General features: G+C 23.8%; 28 protein-coding genes. 4 read left to right on the top strand and 24 right to left on the bottom strand.

Going from position 1 to position 22700, the window contains the following annotated elements; genetic code table 4:
* Positions 1 to 2: 2 nt before the first annotated feature.
* From AACK96_RS02950 to AACK96_RS02905, 10 genes are all read right to left on the bottom strand, one after another.
* Entirely contained in the window at positions 3 to 1139 is a 1137-nt protein-coding gene (locus tag AACK96_RS02950) for an alpha/beta hydrolase (RefSeq protein ID WP_338974969.1), read from the bottom strand.
* Between the two features lie 39 nt (positions 1140 to 1178).
* Positions 1179 to 2681 (bottom strand): FAD-dependent oxidoreductase, encoded by a 1503-nt coding sequence (locus AACK96_RS02945; protein WP_338974968.1) that lies wholly within the window; start codon positions 2679 to 2681, stop codon positions 1179 to 1181.
* Between the two features lie 142 nt (positions 2682 to 2823).
* Positions 2824 to 3063 (bottom strand): hypothetical protein, encoded by a 240-nt coding sequence (locus AACK96_RS02940; RefSeq protein ID WP_338974967.1) that lies wholly within the window; start codon positions 3061 to 3063, stop codon positions 2824 to 2826.
* Between the two features lie 125 nt (positions 3064 to 3188).
* The gene (locus tag AACK96_RS02935; RefSeq protein ID WP_281749270.1) at positions 3189 to 4442 is read right to left on the bottom strand and encodes an acetate kinase; all 1254 of its coding nucleotides are present in this window, start codon (positions 4440 to 4442) and stop codon (positions 3189 to 3191) included.
* Between the two features lie 18 nt (positions 4443 to 4460).
* Positions 4461 to 5453 (bottom strand): phosphate acetyltransferase, encoded by a 993-nt coding sequence (gene pta, locus AACK96_RS02930; RefSeq protein WP_338974966.1) that lies wholly within the window; start codon positions 5451 to 5453, stop codon positions 4461 to 4463.
* A gap of 23 nt (positions 5454 to 5476) precedes the next feature.
* A complete protein-coding gene (pyrH, locus tag AACK96_RS02925; protein ID WP_174481596.1) occupies positions 5477 to 6205 on the bottom strand; it encodes a UMP kinase in 729 nt (242 codons plus the stop codon).
* A gap of 63 nt (positions 6206 to 6268) precedes the next feature.
* Complete coding sequence (locus tag AACK96_RS02920) at positions 6269 to 6850, bottom strand: hypothetical protein (protein ID WP_338974965.1); 582 nt, start codon at positions 6848 to 6850, stop codon at positions 6269 to 6271.
* A 20-nt stretch (positions 6851 to 6870) separates the two neighbouring features.
* Positions 6871 to 7749, bottom strand: a complete 879-nt coding sequence (tsf, locus tag AACK96_RS02915) for a translation elongation factor Ts (RefSeq protein WP_338974964.1) — start codon at positions 7747 to 7749, stop codon at positions 6871 to 6873.
* A gap of 5 nt (positions 7750 to 7754) precedes the next feature.
* Positions 7755 to 8540, bottom strand: a complete 786-nt coding sequence (gene rpsB / locus AACK96_RS02910; RefSeq protein ID WP_338974963.1) for a 30S ribosomal protein S2 — start codon at positions 8538 to 8540, stop codon at positions 7755 to 7757.
* Positions 8541 to 8790: 250 nt separating this feature from the next.
* Positions 8791 to 9914 (bottom strand): IS3 family transposase gene (locus tag AACK96_RS02905; RefSeq protein ID WP_338973306.1). Its coding sequence is split into 2 segments (ribosomal slippage): positions 8791 to 9671 and positions 9671 to 9914, totalling 1125 coding nucleotides; the frame shifts between segments, so codons are not numbered across the junction.
* A gap of 138 nt (positions 9915 to 10052) precedes the next feature.
* Between AACK96_RS02905 and AACK96_RS02900 the strand changes: the two genes are divergently transcribed.
* Both AACK96_RS02900 and AACK96_RS02895 read left to right on the top strand, forming a co-directional pair.
* Entirely contained in the window at positions 10053 to 10364 is a 312-nt protein-coding gene (locus AACK96_RS02900; RefSeq protein ID WP_338974962.1) for a hypothetical protein, read from the top strand.
* A gap of 47 nt (positions 10365 to 10411) precedes the next feature.
* Complete coding sequence (locus AACK96_RS02895) at positions 10412 to 10540, top strand: hypothetical protein (RefSeq protein ID WP_338974961.1); 129 nt, start codon at positions 10412 to 10414, stop codon at positions 10538 to 10540.
* Between the two features lie 71 nt (positions 10541 to 10611).
* On the opposite strand, the gene AACK96_RS02890 is transcribed toward AACK96_RS02895, so the two are convergent.
* From AACK96_RS02890 to AACK96_RS02855, 8 genes are all read right to left on the bottom strand, one after another.
* Complete coding sequence (locus AACK96_RS02890) at positions 10612 to 11475, bottom strand: hypothetical protein (protein ID WP_338974959.1); 864 nt, start codon at positions 11473 to 11475, stop codon at positions 10612 to 10614.
* 86 nt (positions 11476 to 11561) lie between these two features.
* Positions 11562 to 11834, bottom strand: a complete 273-nt coding sequence (locus tag AACK96_RS02885) for a hypothetical protein (protein ID WP_338974958.1) — start codon at positions 11832 to 11834, stop codon at positions 11562 to 11564.
* Positions 11835 to 12027: 193 nt separating this feature from the next.
* Positions 12028 to 13233, bottom strand: coding sequence for a hypothetical protein (locus tag AACK96_RS02880; RefSeq protein WP_338974956.1), 1206 nt, complete (start codon positions 13231 to 13233; stop codon positions 12028 to 12030).
* A 250-nt stretch (positions 13234 to 13483) separates the two neighbouring features.
* Complete coding sequence (locus AACK96_RS02875) at positions 13484 to 14551, bottom strand: hypothetical protein (protein WP_338974954.1); 1068 nt, start codon at positions 14549 to 14551, stop codon at positions 13484 to 13486.
* Positions 14552 to 14881: 330 nt separating this feature from the next.
* Positions 14882 to 15670, bottom strand: a complete 789-nt coding sequence (locus AACK96_RS02870; RefSeq protein ID WP_338974952.1) for a hypothetical protein — start codon at positions 15668 to 15670, stop codon at positions 14882 to 14884.
* 12 nt (positions 15671 to 15682) lie between these two features.
* The gene (locus AACK96_RS02865; protein WP_338974949.1) at positions 15683 to 16279 is read right to left on the bottom strand and encodes an ABC transporter permease subunit; all 597 of its coding nucleotides are present in this window, start codon (positions 16277 to 16279) and stop codon (positions 15683 to 15685) included.
* A 3-nt stretch (positions 16280 to 16282) separates the two neighbouring features.
* Positions 16283 to 16774: a hypothetical protein gene (locus tag AACK96_RS02860; RefSeq protein ID WP_338974947.1), complete on the bottom strand. Its 492-nt coding sequence runs from the start codon at positions 16772 to 16774 to the stop codon at positions 16283 to 16285.
* On the bottom strand, positions 16765 to 17283 hold the full coding sequence (locus AACK96_RS02855; protein ID WP_338974945.1) for an ATP-binding cassette domain-containing protein: 519 nt from the start codon (positions 17281 to 17283) through the stop codon (positions 16765 to 16767). Before AACK96_RS02855 ends, AACK96_RS02860 begins: the two co-directional genes overlap by 10 nt.
* Positions 17284 to 17461: 178 nt before the next feature.
* Between AACK96_RS02855 and AACK96_RS02850 the strand changes: the two genes are divergently transcribed.
* Positions 17462 to 17884 (top strand): transposase family protein, encoded by a 423-nt coding sequence (locus tag AACK96_RS02850; protein ID WP_338973316.1) that lies wholly within the window; start codon positions 17462 to 17464, stop codon positions 17882 to 17884.
* A 23-nt stretch (positions 17885 to 17907) separates the two neighbouring features.
* Positions 17908 to 18315, top strand: a complete 408-nt coding sequence (locus tag AACK96_RS02845; RefSeq protein ID WP_338974943.1) for a transposase family protein — start codon at positions 17908 to 17910, stop codon at positions 18313 to 18315.
* Positions 18316 to 18502: 187 nt separating this feature from the next.
* Here the strand turns inward: AACK96_RS02845 and AACK96_RS02840 are convergent, their stop codons facing one another.
* The 6 genes from AACK96_RS02840 to AACK96_RS02815 all read right to left on the bottom strand — a co-directional run bounded on the left by AACK96_RS02840 (position 18503) and on the right by AACK96_RS02815 (position 22693).
* A complete protein-coding gene (locus tag AACK96_RS02840) occupies positions 18503 to 18655 on the bottom strand; it encodes a hypothetical protein (protein WP_338974941.1) in 153 nt (50 codons plus the stop codon).
* 324 nt (positions 18656 to 18979) lie between these two features.
* Positions 18980 to 19894, bottom strand: coding sequence for a hypothetical protein (locus AACK96_RS02835; protein ID WP_338974939.1), 915 nt, complete (start codon positions 19892 to 19894; stop codon positions 18980 to 18982).
* Between the two features lie 251 nt (positions 19895 to 20145).
* On the bottom strand, positions 20146 to 20745 hold the full coding sequence (locus AACK96_RS02830) for a LemA family protein (protein ID WP_252319773.1): 600 nt from the start codon (positions 20743 to 20745) through the stop codon (positions 20146 to 20148).
* Positions 20746 to 20888: 143 nt separating this feature from the next.
* Positions 20889 to 21578, bottom strand: a complete 690-nt coding sequence (gene radC / locus AACK96_RS02825; RefSeq protein WP_338974938.1) for a RadC family protein — start codon at positions 21576 to 21578, stop codon at positions 20889 to 20891.
* Positions 21568 to 21849: a hypothetical protein gene (locus tag AACK96_RS02820; protein WP_338974936.1), complete on the bottom strand. Its 282-nt coding sequence runs from the start codon at positions 21847 to 21849 to the stop codon at positions 21568 to 21570. Before AACK96_RS02820 ends, radC begins: the two co-directional genes overlap by 11 nt.
* A gap of 67 nt (positions 21850 to 21916) precedes the next feature.
* Positions 21917 to 22693 carry a Nif3-like dinuclear metal center hexameric protein gene (locus tag AACK96_RS02815; RefSeq protein WP_338962532.1) on the bottom strand — a complete coding sequence of 259 codons (777 nt, stop codon included), beginning with the start codon at positions 22691 to 22693 and terminating at the stop codon, positions 21917 to 21919.
* Positions 22694 to 22700: the final 7 nt, after the last annotated feature.

The raw sequence follows: 22700 nt of genomic DNA, 5'->3' as shown, positions 1-22700 counted from the left end.
ATTTAATCTCCTTTATCTTCAGTTTTAAAATTTGTTCATTTATTAACAAATTTTAAAGTAGTTTTGCAATATGTATCATAATCGGTAGTGACGGCTCTTATATGTTTAGCAAATGGCATAATTAATAATTCACTTATTGTTTCTTCTTCATAATTTATTTTCTCTTCATACATTTTTTGTGCCATTGTTGCTGGTACAGTTTCATCATCATTACCATGAATAAATAATACAGGAATTGAAGAACAATATTTTAATTTATTAATAGGATCAATACTATTAATATTAAATTTATCTTTTAACCTAAAGAAAAATTTAACACCATAATAAAATCAAAATCAATGAAGGTTAAAGTATTGTTTACCCATAATTTTAATAATATGACTAAAACTATCAAATCCACAATCAGAAATTGCACATTTAACACCAAATTTACCAGTATCAAATCGAGATATTGTTTCCAAAACAGTACTAGCACCCATACTATTACCAATTAAAGTAATATTGGGGGGTTGTTTAAAATCTGTTTCTGTTAAATAATTATTAAGACTTAAAATAACAGCATATAAATCATCTGCTTCTTTATTGCCAAAAGTAATTGCATCATGAATATTATTACTACCATGACCTCTTGTATCATAAGTAACAATACTATATCCCTGCTCATAAAAATGTTTAACTAAATATAAAATGCTATAGCGATTTTGTTGTCAACCATGAGTTGCAATTATTCATTTATGATTTTTATTAGATTGATGATTATTAATGAAAAAAGCTGATAACAAGCGATTATCATAAGTAGTTATCGTCATATCTTGTGCTTCCATCATATCCCAATTACTATCATCAATCATTAGTTGTAGAGAATTTTGTAATTCCATATCTCGATTATAAAAACTCAAAGTATTAAGATCAATTTTATCAAAATTTGGATTAGTACTTCGTCCAATTCGTTGAAAATTTTCCATAACATTTCGCATCATTAAACCAATAAAAAAATTAGTAATTAAAAAAGGAATAATCCATAATGGAAAAGTAAATATCAAAATAATTTTTAATCATCAAGCAATTTTATATTTACTTTCTTTAACTGGTGAAGTCATTCTTGCTCTAAGTTTTAAATATTTTTCATTACTAACCATTATATTTTATTCCTCTCAAAATTAATTTGATAAGGCAATCTATTTTTTCTTACCTTTTAAATATGGATCTGGATATGTAACATCTTCTTTTGTTAAAATTCCTGTTGCTAAAAGTGCTGCCGCAGTAACAAAGTTATAAGGCTTATTAAAGTGTGGTAAAAAATACATATCAATTAATGGAATTTCATCAATAGTAACCTTTTTCAATATTGCTAATGAAAACATTGCAATTGTTTCTGTATGATCATGAGTTGAACTAATTTCAGCTCCAACAATACGACGAGAACTCTTTTCTCATATAATTTTAATTTTTACTTCATGATTTTCACTCATAAAAGGTGGAAACACTGTATCTTGATAAAAATATGCTTCTACATTATTAGAACCTAAAATTGCTTTTGCAGAAACTTCTGATAAACCAGTAGCACATAACTTTCAACCAAAAACAGCAATTGCATTTGTTCCTTGAACACCAGGAAAGGCGATTCTTGTTTTAGGATCTGTTTTTGCAACATTTAATCCAGCAATTAAACCACTACGTACAGCATTAGTTGCTAAGGCAATATTAACATTTTTATTTCAAGCATTTGAACGAATATTAATACAATCACCAATTGCATAAACATTAGGATCTGAAGTTTGAAAATATTCATTAACTTCAATTGCACCACGAGGATCTAAGTTAAGTTGAACTTTACCATTCTCATCTTTCAAGATAGCAGTATTTGGTAAGAAACCAACAGCCATAATTACTAAATCAGCTTTATATGTTCCTTTATTAGTTTTTACTTCACTCACTTTATCATCTTTAATAATAAATTCTTGTAAAGTTTCTCCTAATTGTAATTTTACTCCTACTTTTTTCATATCTGCTTCAACATCATTTGTAAATTCTTCATCATAATAACGAGGCATAATACGATTTTCAAAATCAATTAAAGTAACTTCTTTTTTATCTTTATAAAAAGCTTCTACTAATTCAATACCAATATAACCTGCACCAATTACTACTACTTTTTTTACTTCCGGTTTACTCAAATCAGAAATAATTTCTTGAGCATGTTGGTATAGTTTTGATAAATGAATGCCATTTGTTAATTTAACACCATTTAAAGTATCTTTAACAATCGCACCATCTTTATGAGCAATTAAACCAGGAATTTCTTTACCACCTGGATTTAAGATTGGTCATGAACCAATTCCTAATACTAACTTATCATAACTTTCAATAAATACTTCATTAGTATCTAAATTTTTAATAGTAACAGTTTTTGCTTTACTATCATATTTAATCATTTCATGTTTTTCTTTAATTTTAACACCTAATGCTCTTAACTTTTCAATTGTGGCATAAAATAATCCTTTTGGATCAGTAAATTCTTTACCAACTCAAAGCGCAATTCCACATCCTAAAAATGAAATATTATCATTACGATCATATGCTACTACTTCACTATTTGGATTAGACCTCATAATTGCCTTTAATGCTGTTGTTCCGGCATGATTAACACCTATAACAACTATCTTTTGTTTTCTTTCCATGCTAAAATCCTCTCTTACTTATTACTTTTTTTCAATTTCTTTTATTGTGTAATCACAAATACAAATATATACATTATTTTATCACTTTTTATTTAATAGTTACAACTCTTTCTTTGTTCAGTAAATGAATATAACAATAATTTTAAGAAACTGAAATTGCCATTGCTGATCGACTACTTCCATCATGATCATGATGATATTTATTAATTTCTAATAAGCCACGACAAGTATCTCAATTATTATTTAAGAACGGCTTATTAGTTTGTTTATTTTTTTTGTCATAATTATTTATTTTATTTATCATGCTTTTATCAAAATTTTCAATTTCATCTTTTTCAAAAATTTTAAAAATTTTCTTTTCTTTAATGTCTTTATATGTCATACTTTTTTCTCCTTGAATCTTTAAAGTATTTATTTTTAATTAAAATTTGATAATTATTAAGTATTTTCACTTAATTTAAACATTATATATCAAAACAAAAAACCTTAATATATTTTTTTCATTTTTTAAATATTTTTTAATAAATTATATGTATCTTGACAAATCATTAATTCTTCATTTGTTCTAATTTTAAAAATAGGAACTTCTGATTGTTTATCACTAATTTCTAAGTAATCATTATACTTATCATTATTTTTATTAGTTACTAATTTTAAAGTAAACACTTTAATTTCCTCAATAACTAATTGACGAATAATTGCAGAATTTTCACCAATACCTGCTGTAAATACTAATGCATCAATATTACTATCTAAATCATTACCATATTGAACAATATAATTAGCAATTCTTTGAACAAACATTTTTATTGCTAATTGTGATTGTAAATGATATTTATGGTTTTTATCATTACTACTTGCAAGAACATCACGTAAATCAGAAGAATGTCCACTAATTCCTAATAAACCTGAACTTTTATTTAAATCATTAGTAATAGTTTCAATAGTTGCTTCTGCTTTAACATTACACATATAACCATGAATAGAAGGGTCAATGATACCACTTCTAGAACCCATAATTAAACCATCTAATGGTGTTAATCCCATGCTAGTATTAAAACTTTTACCATTTTTAATAGCACAAATACTAGCACCATTACCTAAATGACAAATAATAGCATTAATCTTATCTTTTGGTTTATTTAAAATATTAGTTAATTTATCTAAAATATAACGATAACTAGTACCATGAAAACCATATCTTCTTACCTCATATGTTTTATATCAATCATATGGAACTGAGTAAAGATATTTTTCTTCAGGAATAGTACTATGAAATGAAGTATCAAATACTGCCACATGTTTAGCATGTGGAACTAATTTTTGAAAAGATGATAATCCTTTTAAAGCTGGTGGATTATGTAATGGTGCTAATGGAATACATGCTTTGATACCAGCAATGACTTTCTCATCAATAACAATTGAGTTATTAAATTTTTGACCACCGTGAACCATACGATGACCAATTCGTTTAATATCATCAAAATTATTAATGACCTTATACTCAATTAATGCATCAATAACTGTTTGTGCTCCTATAACATGATCGGCAATATCTTTCGTTACTTCATGTTTAATAAAGTTATCACCATTAGCAATTTCAATAATAAAATTACTATTTTTAATAGCTATCCTTTCAACTAAACCTTTACAAAGAATAGTAAAATGAGGTTGTTTATCATTATTAATAGCATTAAAAAGTTGAAATTTAATAGAACTACTTCCAGCATTAATAACTAAAATTTTATTTTGTTCTGACATATTTGTTTTATCTCCTTATTAATTCTTAATTAATGTTTGAATAGCAGTGATCAATGCTGTGTAATAAATGTCATCAATAGTAGCACCACGAGAAAGATCATTAACTGGCTGATTTAAACCCAAAACAATAGGACCAATAGCTTTATAATCACCTAATCTTTGGGCAATTTTATAACCAATATTAGCAGCATCTAAAGTTGGGAAAATAAATGCATTACAATGATTTTTAATTGTTAATTCTGGGAATTTTTTATTTCGCACTTCTTGATCTCAAGCAGCATCAAATTGAATTGGTCCTGCTACTTGCACATTCTTTAATTTTAAATGCTGAACAAAGTTAGTAGCATTACGTACTTTATCAACACTTTCACCACTACCACTAGTATTAGTAGAATAAGATAACATTGCTAATTTAATTGGATTAAATTCTAAAAGTTCGCCAAAGTGAATTGTAGATTTTGCAATATCTGCTAATTGTTCAGCTGTTGGATTTAAATTAATTGAACCATCACTAAATAAAAATATTTCTTCATTTTTATTCATAATAAATGTACTTGAAACAGTTTTAGTACCTGCTTTTGTTCCAATAATTTGTAAAGCCGGACGTAAAATATCAGCAGTAGTAAAAGTAATACCACCAACAAAACCATTAACTTCTTTATTATTTAATAACATCATTCCATAGTAATTACGACTTAATACCAATTTATTAGCTGCTTCTAAAGTTAAACCCTTTGCTTTTCTTAATTCATATAATTGATTAGTAAAATTTGTTACTTGATTTTCTTCAATAGATAATGTTTTAATATTAGAATTTTTAATATTACTAGGAATTTCTTTATCATTATTAAATAATAAAACTGGTGTAATAAAATTTTTAACAGGTGAATTATCATTAATAATTTTTAAAGCTACTGCCTGTACTTTTTCATTATCACCTTCTGGAAATAAAATTCTGATTGATGTTTTGCTTTTTTGTAAAATAGATAAAATAAAATCTAATAGTTTCATATTATCTTCTCTCCTTTAATTTGTTAATTTTGATTGCTAATAATAGTTGCAATTGCTTTATTTTGTACTGCTTTAATGATATTATTTTCAACCTTAATATCAAATACCATAATTTTCAAGTTAGCTTCCATGCACATTGTTGAAGCAGTTAAATCCATTACTTTTAATTGTTTATTAGTAATATCTTGATATGATAAATGTGAATAACGAATAGCATTTTTGTTAATATTTGGATCTTTATCATAAACACCATCAACGCCATTTTTTGCCATTAATAATATATCCGCATTAATTTCAGTAGCACGAAGTGCTGCTGCAGTATCCGTTGTAAAGTACGGTGAACCAGTACCACCAGCAAAAATACAAACATAGCCTTTTTCAAAACTACTAATAGCTTTTTTGTAATAAAAAGGTTCAGCAACTTGATTAATCTCTAATGATGTTTGCACAATAACTTTTACGTTAAGAGCTTTTAACTTTGATTCAATTACCAAAGCATTCATAATAGTTGCTAACATTCCCATATAATCAGCATTAATTCTTTTTAAACCAATCTTTTCTCCTTGTTTAGCACCACGTCAAATATTACCACCACCAATTACTAAACCAACTTCTACTTTTGCCTTAACTAGGGTTTGAATTTGTTGACAAACATTATCAATACTTTCATTATTATATAATTCATTACTACCATCACCTAAAGCTTCACCACTAATTTTTAATAATATTCGTTTATATTTAAATTGTTCCATTTTTGATCATCCTCCTTAAATTTAATATTATAAAAAGCCACAGATTGCTTTGTGGCTTCTTATTTATTTACTGTTATCACTAGATAATGAATCATTATTTGCGCTTTCAGCGACAGTTTCTAATTCAACGTTAGCAATAACTTTTTGTGCTAAATTATCTTTAACAAAAAGTTGTGCTTGTGGAGTAATAATTGTTAAACGTTTTTTAATTTTTTTAATACCCTGTTCATAAACAATTTTTAAAACATTTTTCTTTTGTTCCAATGCAACAATTTTACTAGTATTAACGCTTTGTCCAAAGAAATAAATATTATGTTCATCAACTGCGATACCAAAATCAAAACTAAAAATATATGCTAATCCTAACATGATAACTAAAAATATATACTCTACTATTAATAAACTTAAAAAAGCAGGATCAGATTTAATATATTCTGGTTCAAATGTTCAAACTTGCATTCCAATTGGAACAATCGAGATAACTAAACCAATTACCCCAACTATTAATGTTGCTACTAATAATTTTAAATTCAAAAATTTAATAGTTGTTTTTGGTTTATTAAAACTATATCATCCTCAAACAAGAATAACTAATAATAATATAAACATTACTAATGCAATATAATATATAATTTGAAAATTCACTTTATTTACCTCCTAAATGTTTATTTGGCAGAACTATCAATTTTTTCACCTAATTGATAACGTATCATAGCTATAATTGTAGCATGATTTTTAGTTAAATACTCTTTAACCTTAATTGTATTATCTTTAATATAAAGTTGATCAACAATAGTTAATTCAGATAATACTTTTTCAAAACGACCTCTTATAATATTTTCAAGAATATTATCAGGACGTTTTTTTGCTTTCAATTTTTCTTCTTCTTTTGTTTTTTCACTAATAATTGATAATTCTTTATCACGAACTGTTGCGGGTATGTGATCAATATCAATATATTTAGCATCTGCTGATACTAATTGCATAGCAACATTATTTGGAATATCACTTTCCTTATCAACACCTTTGATAATAACTAAACCACTATATTTACCACCACCATGGACATATGAACCAAAAACTTCATCACTATTTTTACTTAAATATTGAAAACGATTTAAAACAATATTTTCACCTAATTTAGCGATAGCAAATCTTATCTCATCATTTAAACTTTCACTACTTCCATCAGCTTTTAACATTAAAGCTTCTTCAATAGTTTTAGGTTGATGTTTTAAAATTGTTTCTAAAATCTTAGTAAATAAATCATTAAAATCTTCTAAATCAGCAACTTGTTCAGTTTGACAATTTAATTCAGCAATAATTGCATTATTACCACTAATAACAACTTTAGTAACCCCTTCAGTGGCTTTATTAATACTTTTTTTCTCTGCTTTTGCTAAACCTTTAATTTTTAATAGGGAAAGTGCTGCTTCAAAAATATTATTTTTTTCCATCAAAGCTTCTTTACAATCAGTAATTGGTAAATCGGTTGTATCTCTTAATTTTTTCAATAATTTAACATCTACTTTAACTTCTGACATATAAACTATTCTCCTTTATTCTTTATTTTTTCAATTCCATTTTCAGTTTTATTTTCATCAAGACTAGTAGTTTCTTCTACTACTATTTCTTTTTTATCAATAACTGGTTTTACACTTTGTCCTTCATTAATAGCTTCAGCAATTTTCTTTGTAATTAAAGTAATTGATTTTGTAGCATCATCATTACCAGGAATAATATAATCAATATTATCTGGATTTGAATTACTATCACAAATCGCAATAATTTTGATACCAAGTTTAACTGCTTCTTCGACAGCAATTTTATTAGTAATAGTATCAGTAACAAAAATAGCTTCTGGTAATTTATACATATTTCTAATACCACCAAGGTTACGTTCTAAACGTGCTTTTTCTTTAATTACTAACATTTGCTCTTTTTTTGTTAAAAGTTTAATTTCTCCACTTTTTTCTTTATTTTCAATATCAATTAACTTTTTAATACTTGATTTAATAGTTTTAAAATTAGTTAAATTACCACCTAATCAACGTTCTGTTACATAAGGTGAGTTACAACTAATTGCAAGTTCTTGCACAGCTTCTTTGGCTTGTTTTTTTGTACCTACAAATAAAACTTTACCACCATTTTCACTAGTTTCTTTAACAAAGTGACAAGCTTCATCTAATTTACGCATTGATTTTTGTAAATCAATAATATGAATACCATTTCTTTGACCAAAAATATATTTACGCATCTTTGGATCTCATCTTTTAGTTTGGTGACCAAACTGAACTCCCGCTTCAAGGAGTTGTTCACGTGTTACAACTGACATATTGTCTCCTTTTAATTTGTTTTTCTTCCATTTATTTCTAACATTGGCCACTTTTTAATTAAAAAGCACTAGGCAATGAATTCACAAATGTGTTGCTTATTTTCATTAAATTAAGCCTATATATTGTAGCATATTTTTTATATTTTAAACAAATTATTTTTAAACATAAAAATAGAATTGTATTTTAATAAACTATATTATAAAAATATTTTTTTATTTTTCTTAAAAAAATATGGAATGGCAACCCTTTTTAGGACTGTTTTTTGGTAGACACTTGTTTTTGATAATTAACTGGAGTTAGGTAGTTTAAGGTGCTGTGAATTCTTATGTTGTTGTATCAATTGATATAATCAAATAATTCTAATTTTAATTTGATTAATGATGTAAAATTTTTATCATTAATAAATTCAGTTTTGAAAGTTTTAAAAGTTGCTTCAGCAACAGCATTGTCATAAGGACAGCCTTTTTTGCTTAAAGATCGAGTTATGTTGAATGCTAATAAAAGTTTATCAATAGTTTTATTATTAAATTCGTTACCGCGATCGCTATGAAATATTTCAATATCTTTTAAACAGCGATTTGAGTGCATAAATGCTTGATATACTAATGATGCATCTTTTTTAGTACCTACACTATGTCCAATAATTTCGCGGTTAAATAGGTCTATTAATAAGCAAATATAGTTTCACTTACCATTAACTTGAACATAAGTTAAATCACTAACAATAACTTCATTTTTAATTTTATTATTAAAGTTTCTATTAACAAGATTGGTAATTTGACTATCATTGACTTTATTATGATGATTTTTGAATGATAATTTAGTGTATTTTGATATTAAATTATGCTTATTCATAATTTGTTTAATTTTTCTGCGTGATAAATAAATTTCTTGGTTTGCTAGTATGACTTTTAATCTTCTAGTACCATAAACTTCTTTATTTTCTTTAAAAGCACTAATAACAGCTTCATCATAAATATTATTTTGATTTTTATTTTTTTTCTTTAAATTAAAATAATATGTTGATTTAGAGAGTTTTAAAAAACGACACATTGTGCGAATTTTATATTTAGATTTATTATTTGCAATAATTTCTATTTTCTGCCTATTATTAGTGCTGCTTGCTTTAAAATATCATTTTCCATTCGTAATTGTTTTAATTCTTTATTTGCTTGAATTAATTGTTTTTCTAAATCAGAAAGATTATCTTTGGTTTTAAAACTGCCTGAATTAGTAAATTGCTTAATTCATTTATAAGTAGCCGCTCTTGTAACGTTATATTCTTTAACAAGACAAGATACTGACTTGCCACTTTGATATAAAGCTACTATTTGTTTTTTAAATTCATCTGAATATGAGTTAATATTGGCCATAATTATTTTCCTTTCTTTTAACTAATTTGTGAACTTGTCTACGTAATTAGTGTCCAATAAAGTGTAACCCATCCACTAATTACTTTAATTTTAAAAGTAAATAGTTTTTTTATATTTAAAAAGGAAGATGGAAGAAAAATGTTTAAATCTAAAACACAAGAAAGACAACAACTTAAATATCATTTGCAAAATCAACAAAATAGATTAAAAGAAACTGTACTAGAAGAACAAACAATATGTGGAGTTACAGAATCATTTGTGAAACTTACTGAACAACAATTAAAAAAGCACAACTATGCTAATAGAAATGAAGTAACTAATTTAGAAATAGATCAAAGATTAAGAAATAGATTTGCCATAGAAACAAAGACTAAAGGAACAACAAAGGGTGGCATTTGTTCTGGTGATGTTTTATATGATAAAGAAATAAAAGCAAGTAAAATAAAATAGCACAAAACATAAAAACTGTTTATTATGCTCCACCTTCTACCCATTCAATGTGAATCCCTAAAAAACAAGATAAACAATGAAATGAAGAAATGAAAAATAAAAGTAATCAAAATGCTGGAAGTTCTCATTGAGATAGAAAACAAAATAGTAATCCTTTTAGTTCTCCATTTAAATAAAATTAAATATAACTATATAAAAAGAAGAGTGAAATTTCACTCTTCTTTGTTATATTTATTAATTTTAATAATTAAGATATAAATAAAGTCTCTTCAGTAGCAAATTGAATATCACCAATTGATATTTTTACTTTTATGGTATTTCCTTTAACAAAATTTCCTGTACCTTCTGCAGCTTCACTAACTTTAATTTTTAAAGCACCTTGTTTAATAAGGTCAGCAATACTTTTTACTGTTTTACCTTCAAGTTCAGTAGTTTTAAAATATTGTGTTAAATCTGTACCAACTGGAAATTTTGCTTTTGGTTCCCCAACTGCAAATCCAGGAATAGATTCAAAATTAGCATTTGATATTGTAGTTGGTAAAATTGATGTAACTAATCCTTGATCTGATTGACCCAAAATATCTAATGAGAAATTATCACCTAATGACTTATTATTTTTTTGAAAATTAAAAATTAGTGTTCCACCAGTAACTACATAATCAGCATTATCTGCCTTCTTAGAAATTGCAGGTGAATATGATTGAACATTGATACTAATTTCATTTGTTTTTTTAACCTCAAATATTCTGTTTTCACCTTCACCAGTTTTTGCTTCAATTTTTAAAACATTAACTAAAAAATTCGCAGCATCATTTGACTTAGCTTTTTGCTCACCAGTATCACCTTTTAATAAAGCTGTCGCAGTAATTGCTAATTGTTCAGATTTTCATGATGCTAATTTACTAGTTGCATTAATATCAATACTCAATTTAACTAGTGAATTAGCATTTGTATCTAAAAAACCAAAATCTTTTTTAACTTGAACATCCATTTCTTTAGTTGGTGTAGGATTTGGATTTGCTCCTCCTCCACAAGCCACAACTGAACTTGCTGCAACAGTACTTAAACTAACTGCTCCTAATAATTTTAACAACGTTTTTATATTTCTCATAATCGTTCCTCCTCAAAAATTTTTTTCCAAAAATAAAAATTATTTTCTGTTATTATTATACATTCTTTTTTCAGTATACATAATGTTTATAGTAAAAGTCATTTTTTAGTGTTATTTATTCTTTTAAGAAAAAAAATATGTAATTTTATATTAATTAATAAATATTTTTTATTTTTATATAACGATTTACAATAAAAACTATCTGGTAACTTAATACTTCCTGAAACACTATTTCATAAATTTTTAATAACAGGAATTGCTATTCCTGCTAACATGGCACCCATCAAAAATTGAGGAAAATTACCACTAACTGTCTGATACTCTTGATCAGTCATTGATTCTAAATCTTCTAAAATCATATTTATCAACCTCCTAAAACTTATTTTTATTTAAAAAATAGTTTTTTCCTTTTTAAATTTTATAAGTTTAAAAAAAATTAAAAAAAAGAATATTTTATTTGATACTCAAATAAAATATTCCTTTAACTAAAAATTTTAATTGTTAATAATTACAATAAATTCAATTTAAACTATTTTTATAATTTCTAAAATATTAATTAAAATTTTTGCTTATATATAAGTACCCTTCAGTTCCTGCTGCATATAAATTATCACCTTGATCAGTTGTTAAAGCAAGAATATGTTCTCAACCATTTTCTATTCCTATCATTTTATAAAATATAGATGAGTTTTTTACTTTTTTATAAACTTCATTTGAGTCAACACCAATAAATAAACTACCTTCTTTATCTATTACTAAACGTTTAATTTCATGGTTTGTTTCTAACATTTTAGCATACATACTACCATTATCAATTTTATAAACATTACCATTATCAGAGCCAGCAAAAATATTATTTGTACTATCTATTACTAAACTTTTCATTGACCCAGCATCATCTCGTTGTTTAATTAATTTAAATTCACTTATACCATCATAGCTTTTATAAATTTTACCACGATTATCAGCACCCGCATAAACAGAAGCATCTTCACCTACTGCTAAACTATTAATATAATCATGTGTTCCTAACATATGATTAACATTACCATTTTTATCAATGCTATATACACCATCATCGTTACCAGCATAAACAATGCCGGTTTTTTTATTAACTGTTAAAGCTCATATTCAATTTGTTGAATCTGGCAATGAAATTTTTACAAATCTATTTTTACCATCACTTTTGTAAACAACACCACTATCAGTTCCAACATAAACATTATCTTCTGCATCAACTATTATATTTCTAGCAGTTTTACCTGAATCCAATCCATCCATTAAAGTTTCTATTCCTGTAGCAGTAAGTTTATAAACTTTATCTTCTTGTGTTCTAAAAATATTATTTCGTGAATCAATTGCTAAAGCATAAATTTTCTCATTTGTTAGTTTTTTATTAATAAAGTTAGTAACGGTGTAATATAAATTAACTTCTCCTATATAATTACCTTTGCCTTTAATTGTAACGTTATTTTTATCTTCTTTTACAATATCAAAATCATTAATAGTTAATAAACTAGCTTCTGGATTTGCTTCTTTAATGTTTATTAATAAGGCCGCTTTTGTTGGAATTTCATTTTTTCCACTATTAACTTGTCCTAAATTAGGTTCAACGATGATATTTTGCAAATTAATTTCGCTTATATTAGTAATTAATTTTTCTTGACCAAAATTATCATAATATATAATCCCCGCTCCAATTGTTGAAGTTGAAATACTTAATGGTGTAATTACAGATAATATTTTTTTAAAATTCATAATTATATACCTCCTTTAATCTTCATTTATAATTTTATAATATTGTTAAAATTTTATTAATTTATTTCTTAATTTAAATTAATAATATCATTTTTATTATATATAAAAATTATATATCATAGTATATATTTGTCAATTACAGTATAGATAATTTAATAAATATTAATTATTTTGTTTAGTAAAATTATTTAATATAACTTTAAAAATATCTAATTAAAGTCTAACTTCAACTAGATATAAAAAAATAATTTTATATTCATCTAAATAAATAACTAATTTGTTTTGAAACTTTTGTCCTTACATATAAAACATTATTAATATTAAACAGATTTAAAACTTCACCATTACTTATATCTCAGTTAGGTATTAATTCAAAATTATTATCATTTTTACTTTTAAATAATTTACCTTGACCAACACCAGTTTTTGTTCCTACATAAATAATTCCGTTAATATTTAATAAACTATGAATCTCACCAATATCACCAGCATCTTTGCCTCATTCTGTAATCTCATGAATAATACCATCATTAGTAATTTTAAATAATTTACCTTGACCAACACCAGTTTTTGTTCCTATATAAACTATATCATTAACAGTTAATAAACTATGAACTTCACCATTATTTTCTTTTCAACCAGGTACCTCAATAAATGTTGTTCCACTTGTTGATTTATATAATTTACCTTTGTTTTCAACAGTTTTTGTTGGTACAAAAACTGTTTGATTACTAGATACTGCTAAACTTGTAATTAAAGTTTCAATGTTACTAAATCAAGAACATGTTGCTCAATTATCAGTAGTATAGTATAAATAACTCGTAGTCTTACTTGTATTAGCTGCAGCATAAATTATATTACCATTGCTAATGTTTATAAAATTTGTAATAAATCCATAATTCCTTTTTCACCCACGACCAGGAACTTTATTAAATTCTATTACATTATCTTTGATGGCATTACTCTTATATAAAAAGCCGGTTCCCATATATTCTAATATTCCTAAATAAAATGTTCCATTTAAACTTAATAAACTATAAAAATTACCGCGTTCATCAATACCAGAGACGTTAATTTTGGTAAATTGTTCACCATTTTCTAATTTATACAATCCATTTGTAGTCTTTGTTGCTCATACCACACCTTTATCATCTACTGTTAAACTAGAAATACTACTAATAAAATTATTTTTACCAGATATATTTTTAAAACCTTTTATATTATTATATTTTTTTTCTTCGTTTTCTACTTCTTCTGTTTCAACAGTTGCTGCAATACTACCAGCAGTGGCTCCACCAACTAAAGATGTTCTCAACATTTTATCTTACACATCAACTGCAATACTACCAGCAGTGGCTCCACCAACTAAAGTAGTACCACCAACAATAGCCGTAATAATTTTTCCTTTTTTAACCTCTTTTGCCATATATTAAAACATCTCCTTAATACTCTTAAGTTTTTCTAGATTAATTTTACATGATTTACATATTATCATTTTGATAATTATTTTTTTATATTTTAAGTGTTTTAATATAATTAAATAGTTACAAATTCATTTATTTTAAAAATAGATAGCATGAACTAACTTCATGCTATCTAAAAATAAAACTAACTAATATAAATATTAAAATATTTTATATTATACTTTTTAAGTAAAATCTCTACGATTGAATAAGTATCAACTACCTGCTAATAATCCTAAACCCAATATAACATATATTGATATTAAAACCGGAAAATTAATAATTTTATGATTTCCTGAATTACTATCAACTTGACCATTAACTTCATTAAAGGAAATAAGATATGGATCATCAATTGATTGAAATATAGATGGATTAACATATAATGATGTTTGTTCATTAATAATACCATTAAATAAATAAGATCATTGATAAAAAATATTAAAATAACGACTAATTCTCTTTTGACTTATTTTACTATTAAAATCATTAATTTCTTGTTTAGTAAATTTTTTATTTAATGAGGTAAAAACATTTTCAACTGTATAATTAACACCGTTATCCCCTGGTTTAATTAGTGAATTTGGATTAATATGATTTTTACCAACACCAACTCCGGTCATTATTTCTTGATAACTCTGTTCTTTTCATTGACGAAAAACATTAGAAATATTAATGATATGTTTAATTAAACTAATATCATCATTAGTATAAGGTTTTTTAATTAAACCATTAGCTATCTCATTCATAACTAACTGTTCTCTTTCTGGACTATAGTTATTAGGATAATCAATATCACTAATACTATTTTGATAAACTTTCTTCATTATCTTTTCTATTTCATTTATATAAGAATTATTTGTTTGTTCACTTTTAAATCAATTTAAATCATTAGAACTAACTTTATTTTCTATTTGATGATAAACAGCAACTGCTTGTGAAAGAGCAAAATAATCTTTTGAAATTCTAATCATACCATCAATTCCTTAAGCAAAAATACTACTTAAAGCAGCAAACATTATTGTAATAGCAATTGTTGCTTTTGCATTTAAAACTAAAGAAATTAATAATGCTGTTGAAGTAAAAATTAAATCAAAAATTAAAGCAATACCAAATAAAATAAATAAATATGGCAATAATGTCACAAACAATGTTGTATCACCAATACCAGGCAACATTAATATAATACTTGCAAGAAATATTGATAAAAATATATATGAAATTACAATTGTTTGAAAGGATAATCATTTTTCAAATCAAATTCGATTACGACTAATTGGTTTCGATACTAATATTAATAATGTTCCATCTTCAATTTCATCACGAAAGATTTGAACAGATTTAATACCAATAAAAATAAGTAACATCAAACCTATAAAACCAGAAAAAGCTATTCCTTTTCAAGATGATAAATAAAATAATTTTACTAACTCACTAGTTCAACTAGTATTTGAATCATTATTAATAATACCTGAAGCATTAAGACCTCAATTAAGTCCTAAAATGATTACTGTTAAAATAAAAACTATTCATGTTGATGGAGAAACTAAAATTTTTTTAAAAGTATAACGAAATATTGGCATTTTTTATTCTCCTTTCTTCTTTTGATTTGCTTCCATAACAATACGTTCATACATTGTTTGCAAATCAACAATATATGGCTTTAATAAATTGATATTAACATTGTTATCTAAAGCAATTTTTAAAATTTTATTAATGTCTTCTTGACAATTAATAGTTATTAATAAAGTTTTACATGTTTTTTCTACAGAAAATTGATCTTCTTCTAAAGCAATTTGTAATTTATCATTATCATTGCAACTAATTTCATATTTAGTTTCACTATGATTAATTTGACCACGATAAACTACTTTACTATAATTCAATATTGTTATTTCATCAGCTAAATTTTGTAATTCTGACAAGATATGTGATGAAATAAATATGGTTTTACCTTGTTTACGTAATTTTCTTAAATCATTAAATAATTCGGTTCTAGCTGTTGGATCTAAATTAGCAGCTGGTTCATCTAAAATTAAAACATCTGGATTATTTAATAATGATTGTGCTAATAACACCTTTTTTTCATGCCTAAAGAATATTCATTAGGACTACGTTTTTTAAATTTTCATAAATCCAAGTTTTTTAAAACTTCTTCAGTTTTAACTTTTGCTTCTTTATGAGTTAAACCACTAATTTCACCCATTGAAACTAAATATTCATAAGTACTAACTCTTCGTGGAAATTTTGCTGCTTCAGGAATGTAACCAATATGTTTCTTGGCAGCAACACTTCAAGCATTTTTTCCATAAATAAGTAAATCACCTTTAGTTACTAACATTGCACTCACTAAACACTTGATAGTAGTTGTTTTACCCGAACCATTTGGTCCAATAAAACCATGAATAGTTCCTTTTGGAACACTAATTGTGGCATTATCTACTGCAACAAATTTTTTAAAGCTTTTTGTTAAATTTCCAATTCCAATAGCATATTCAGAATACTCATGATTATTATTAACAACATAATCAGTATTAAAAATATGAAAAACTTTTTCTTTAACGACATTTTTAAAATTTTTTAACATATTTAAAAAATCCTTTCTTTTTTGAATTTAAAATTCTTTTTTATTATTTTTTTGACTTTGATCTAATTTTTTTTATGACTTTATATATAATAGACATATTCCGTAATTATTTTTTTGAAAAATCAAGTAATAATTTTATAATTTATTTTATTAATGAATTAATAAGGTGTTGATAAATATGGCTTTTGAAAATTTAAAAAAATTAAAAAATGATAAATTTTATAGATATTTTGGTATAAAACATTTTCATTTTAATGAAATGTTAGAAAAATTAATTGAAATAGAAAAATTAGAAAAAACTAAAGGTCGAAAAAATAAACTTTCAGTTGAAGAAAGATTGATGATGACACTTGAATATTGAAAAGAATATTATACTTTTTTTCAAATGAGTATTAAATATAAAATGAGTCCTTCAAGCTGTTTTCGAAATATTACTTGAGTTGAAAATAAACTTAGTAATGATAGAGATTATCAATTTTTAAAAGAAAAATATAAATCAAAAAATGATAAAAAACAAGAAAATTTAAATGAATTTCAATTTTATTTAATTGATTCAACTGAGATTGAAATTGAAAGACCAACTAAAAAAAACTACAGTTAGAATATTTTTCTGGTAAAAGTTGAATGTATTCTATAAAATTTCAAATTGTATATGATTTTTTTAATAAAAATATTGTTGATATTTTTGCTGATAATGGCAAAGTGCATGATTTTCAAATATTAAAAAATTCAAATCTTGTATTTTCTAAAAATACAATAATTATTGGTGATTTAGGATATCAAGGTATACAAAATATTTATGAAAATACAATAATACCAATTAAAAAAAGAAAAAATAAAAAATTAACTAAACAAGAAAGAAAATATAATAAGATTGTATCTAAAATTAGAATCAAAGTTGAACATGTTTTTGCTTGATTAAAAAGATTCAAAATTTTAGTAAATAAATGTAGAAAAAGTAAATTTAGACTTATGTACTTAAGATTTAACTTACTTTGTAAAATTTTTAATAAAATAAAACCATTAAAATAAAAAAAATCAAAAATATATTTTTTAAAATTGAAATTATTATCAAGTTAATATAAAAATATTATTAACATTTTTTTATTTTCGAAATAGAAACTTATTTTTAAACTATTTTTTCGGAAAATATTAACTTTTATAATTAATAACACTAAAAAATTTATAAAAAGTATTATTGACAATTGATTAAATTTAATTATGGAATATGTCTAATGAATATTAATAAACTTAAAGCACCAACTACCAAAATAAATACTATTAACATACTTAACATTGGAGTACCACCAGTAGTAGTAGCATCATCTTTTGTATACTTAGCAACAATTTCTAAAAAATTTCATACAAACATATTTATTTTCTCCTTTGCTTTTGAATAAAATATTTAATTATTTTTTTATTTAATGCACTTTTAAAATATAATTATTGATAATTATTTGTAAGGATATAATGGCATTTTGTGATTTTTAAAATTAAGACTATTCTAAAAATATTTATTTTTTAACAAATAATATTTTTAGTATTTTAAAATGGTATTTTACGTTTTTGTAAAAATACAAATCAATTGTTTACTTACTAAATATTTTAATAAGAACGTACTTATTTTCATCACTATATTTTTTTTTACTAATTGTAAAATGAAATTAATTTTTATTATATGTATTATGTTTTAAATTTATTGAATTAAACTCATTTTTCAACCATTAACAACTATATAGTCTTTTAAAATTTTATCTTTTAAAAAAACCTTTTTATTTTTACCATTAAAACTTATGTTTCTTTTAATAACTTTAGTATTGATTATAGAAATATCAGAAACTAATAATTTTGAATTACTACTATTAGTAGTAGTATTTAACAACAAAGTATAGTTTTCTTCATTTTCGGCAAGTAATAAAAATATACTTCATAATTGTTTTAAAAAAACTAAAATATTAATTTTATTTTCATTATTAATGAAGATATCTTTAATACCTTGATAATTAAAAATAAATAAAGTTAACTTAATTATTTGCGTAATACTAAAAGTAAAAAAACATTTAAAAAAATTTAAAAATAAACGAAAAACTAAAATATATATAAAAATAAAAGGAATGACAGAAAAAATATTAATAGCATTTAATAAATTCAATGTTTGATTAGGAATAGCAACTAAATTGAAAAATAAATTTATAAAAAGAAACAAAAAACTAATAAATTGTAAAGTATATTTTTTTTCCATATTATTATTATTAATTCCTAAAAAGAAACTAAAAATAAAAAAATAAAAAGTTAAAAGTGTAAAAATAGAAATGAAATAATTTAACATCATAAAATTTTGAAAACGATAAACTTTAGTAACTTGTAAACTATTATTAAAAACAATATTGTATGGTAAAACTTGCGTTAATAAAAACATTAATAATAATAAATAAAAAATCTTTTGATAACTAATATTACCAAAAACATGTTTTCTTTGAAAATTTAATATTTTATAGTTAATAACTAATTTATTTTTAATAATTTTAAAAAATAAATATTCAAACAAAAAAATTCATAATAAAAACATTAAAAAAGAAAAATTTGAAAAAATTTGAAAAAAAATATTCATATTACTTTACTACTTTCTTTAATATTTATTAAGAACTTACTTAATGAGTTAGATTATACCAAAATATAATTTTTCTTAAATAAAAAATGAAATAAAGAATAAAATAATTAAATCTAATTAATATAAATTTTAATTTTAAATAAAATACCCTTTCTTCAAACAAATCATAAATGTTTATTCAAAACAATTTATTTGTCTAAAGAAAGGGATAAAAAACTAATTTAAATATATTTTCAAAAATAAATTTAATTTTATAAGTCAATTTTAATATCTTGACGATCGCTATCTGATGCAAGAAAGTAATCTTTTGAAACTAAATTTAATGTTGATGCTACAACATTACTTGGAAAGGTTTTAATTTTACTATTGAACACTTTAACATTAGCATTATAAAATCTTCTAGCAGCAGCAATATTATCTTCACAATCTTTGGCACCTGATTGTAATTGTAAAACAGTAGTATTTGCTTTTAAATCAGGATAATTTTCTAATAAAGCATTAAATTTTCCAAAAGCTGCATTAAGTCCACTATCTGCTTTTGAAAGATCACTCATTGTTTCCATTTTTCCACTTCGTAAAGATACAACATCTGTTAATGTACTTTTTTCAAATTTCATATAACCTTTAGTAGCATCTACTAATTTTGTTAATAAATCAAAACGACGCTTTAATTGTACATCAATATCAGAAGCAGTTTCTTCAATTGATTGTTGTAATCTTAGAAAATTATTACGAGAAACAATAAATAAAATTATTGGAAATATTAAAACAAAAGATAAATAAACCATAATTTTTCCAAATAGTGACGGTTGGGCAGTAAATGATTCATTGCTAGGTTTAATTGTTGACATAATTTTCTCCTTTCTTATCAATATCTAATAACAAACTATGTTTAATAACTAGTCCATTCTTGGTAAGTTAAATATTATTTACACACTAAACCATAATAATTTTACTATATTTTTAAATTTAAGTAATGTATTTTTTTAAGTTTTTATTTAAGCTTATAATATTTTTTATTTAAATTTATACTAAAATAATTACCTTTGCCAATAATAATATGATCAACTAAGGTAATATTAAAAACCTGAAAATTTTTTTTAATTTCTTCGGTGATATATAAATCAGATAGTGAGGGTTCACTATTACCACTAGGATGATTATGAATACAAATTACTTTACTTGATTTATGAATAAGTGCCAGATGCAACATATCTTTAACATCAATTTTCATAGTATCATTAGTACCCTTATATAATAAATTTTGATGAATTAATTTATTTTGATTATTTAATAATAATAAATAAAAATGTTCTTGCGTTAAATTTTGATAATATGCATTAACTAAATTAAAAACATCTTCGGGAATAATAATTTTAAAATATTTTTTTTGACTTTCAATAGTTCTTATTCTTTTTACTATTTCTAAACAACTTAAAATTTCTAAAGCCTTACTAACACCAATACCTTTAATACTCATTAAAGATTTAATAGTTACTTTATTTAAATTTTCAAGACCATTAAAATTAGTAATTATTTCTTGCGCTAAAAATAATACATTTTTTTCTTTAGTTCCTGTTCGCAAAATAATTGCTAATAATTCATTATCACTAAGAGCGTCAAAGCCATATTTAATGGCTTTTTCTCTTGGTTTTTTTGTATTATTAAGTTCTTTAAAATTCATAAAAAGGCGGTATTAAATGTGTTAATTTTTCTTGAAATTTATTAAATTCATCTTTAATTTTTGCTGAATCTTTACTATCATCTTTAGAACTATCTCATTTACTTTCAATACCACCTGGTAACTTAATACTTCCTGAAACACTATTTCATAAATTTTTAATAACAGGAATTGCTATCCCCGCTAACACGGCACCCATTAAAAATTGAGAAAAACCACCACTAACTGCCTGACACTCTTGATCAGTCATTGGTTCTAAATCTTCTAAAATCATATTTATCAACCCCCTAAAACTTATTTTTATTTAAAAAATAGTTTTTTCCTTTTTAAATTTTATAAGTTTAAAAAAAAGTAATAGGATTTTCTAAATTATATTTAAAAACTTTAACTTTTGTTGATAATTTTTCAATAAGTAATTGAAAAAGAAAATCAACAAATTTTTGTTCCATATAATGACCAACCAAAATAACATTAATTTTTCTATCTTTAGCTTCCATAATATAGTTTCATTTCATTTCTCCAGTAATTAATAAATCAATATTGCTAGATAAATTACTAATAATATCACCACCAGCACCAGCAGATAAAGCAACAGTCACTATATTGTTATCACTCAATTTATTATTAACCAATTGTATGTTTGCAACATTAAAATATTTTTTTAAGTTATTAATCAATTCTTTTAATGGCATTTGTCTATCAAATTTACCAACTATTGCCAACTTTTCTTCATTAATAAAATGAATATTTTTAATTCTTAATTCTTTAGCCATCAACATATTCATACCTACTAATGATATATCAAAATTAGTATGTAATGAATATACATTAATATCTGCTATTAGTATTTTACTATATAATTCTTTTTTTCAATTTGAAATATTAGATTGATTAATATCTTTAGCAAAAACTAATGGATGATGAGAAATTATTAAATCAATATTATTATTAATGGCCTCAGTTAAAACTTCATTAGTAACATCTAAACAAACTAAAATTTTATTAATATTGGTTTTTGTTTTTGATTTAATTTGTATTCCTGAAAAATCTCATTCACAAACATCTTTTAAAGGAAAATATGTTTCTAAAACATTAATTATATTATTGATAGTTAACATGTTAACT

The sequence above is a fragment of the Spiroplasma endosymbiont of Tricholauxania praeusta genome (assembly GCF_964019535.1).
In the GTDB taxonomy this organism is placed as follows: Bacteria; Bacillota_I; Bacilli_A; order Mycoplasmatales; family VBWQ01; genus Spiroplasma_E; species Spiroplasma_E ixodetis_A.
This window is presented reverse-complemented; position numbering and strand designations above follow the sequence as displayed.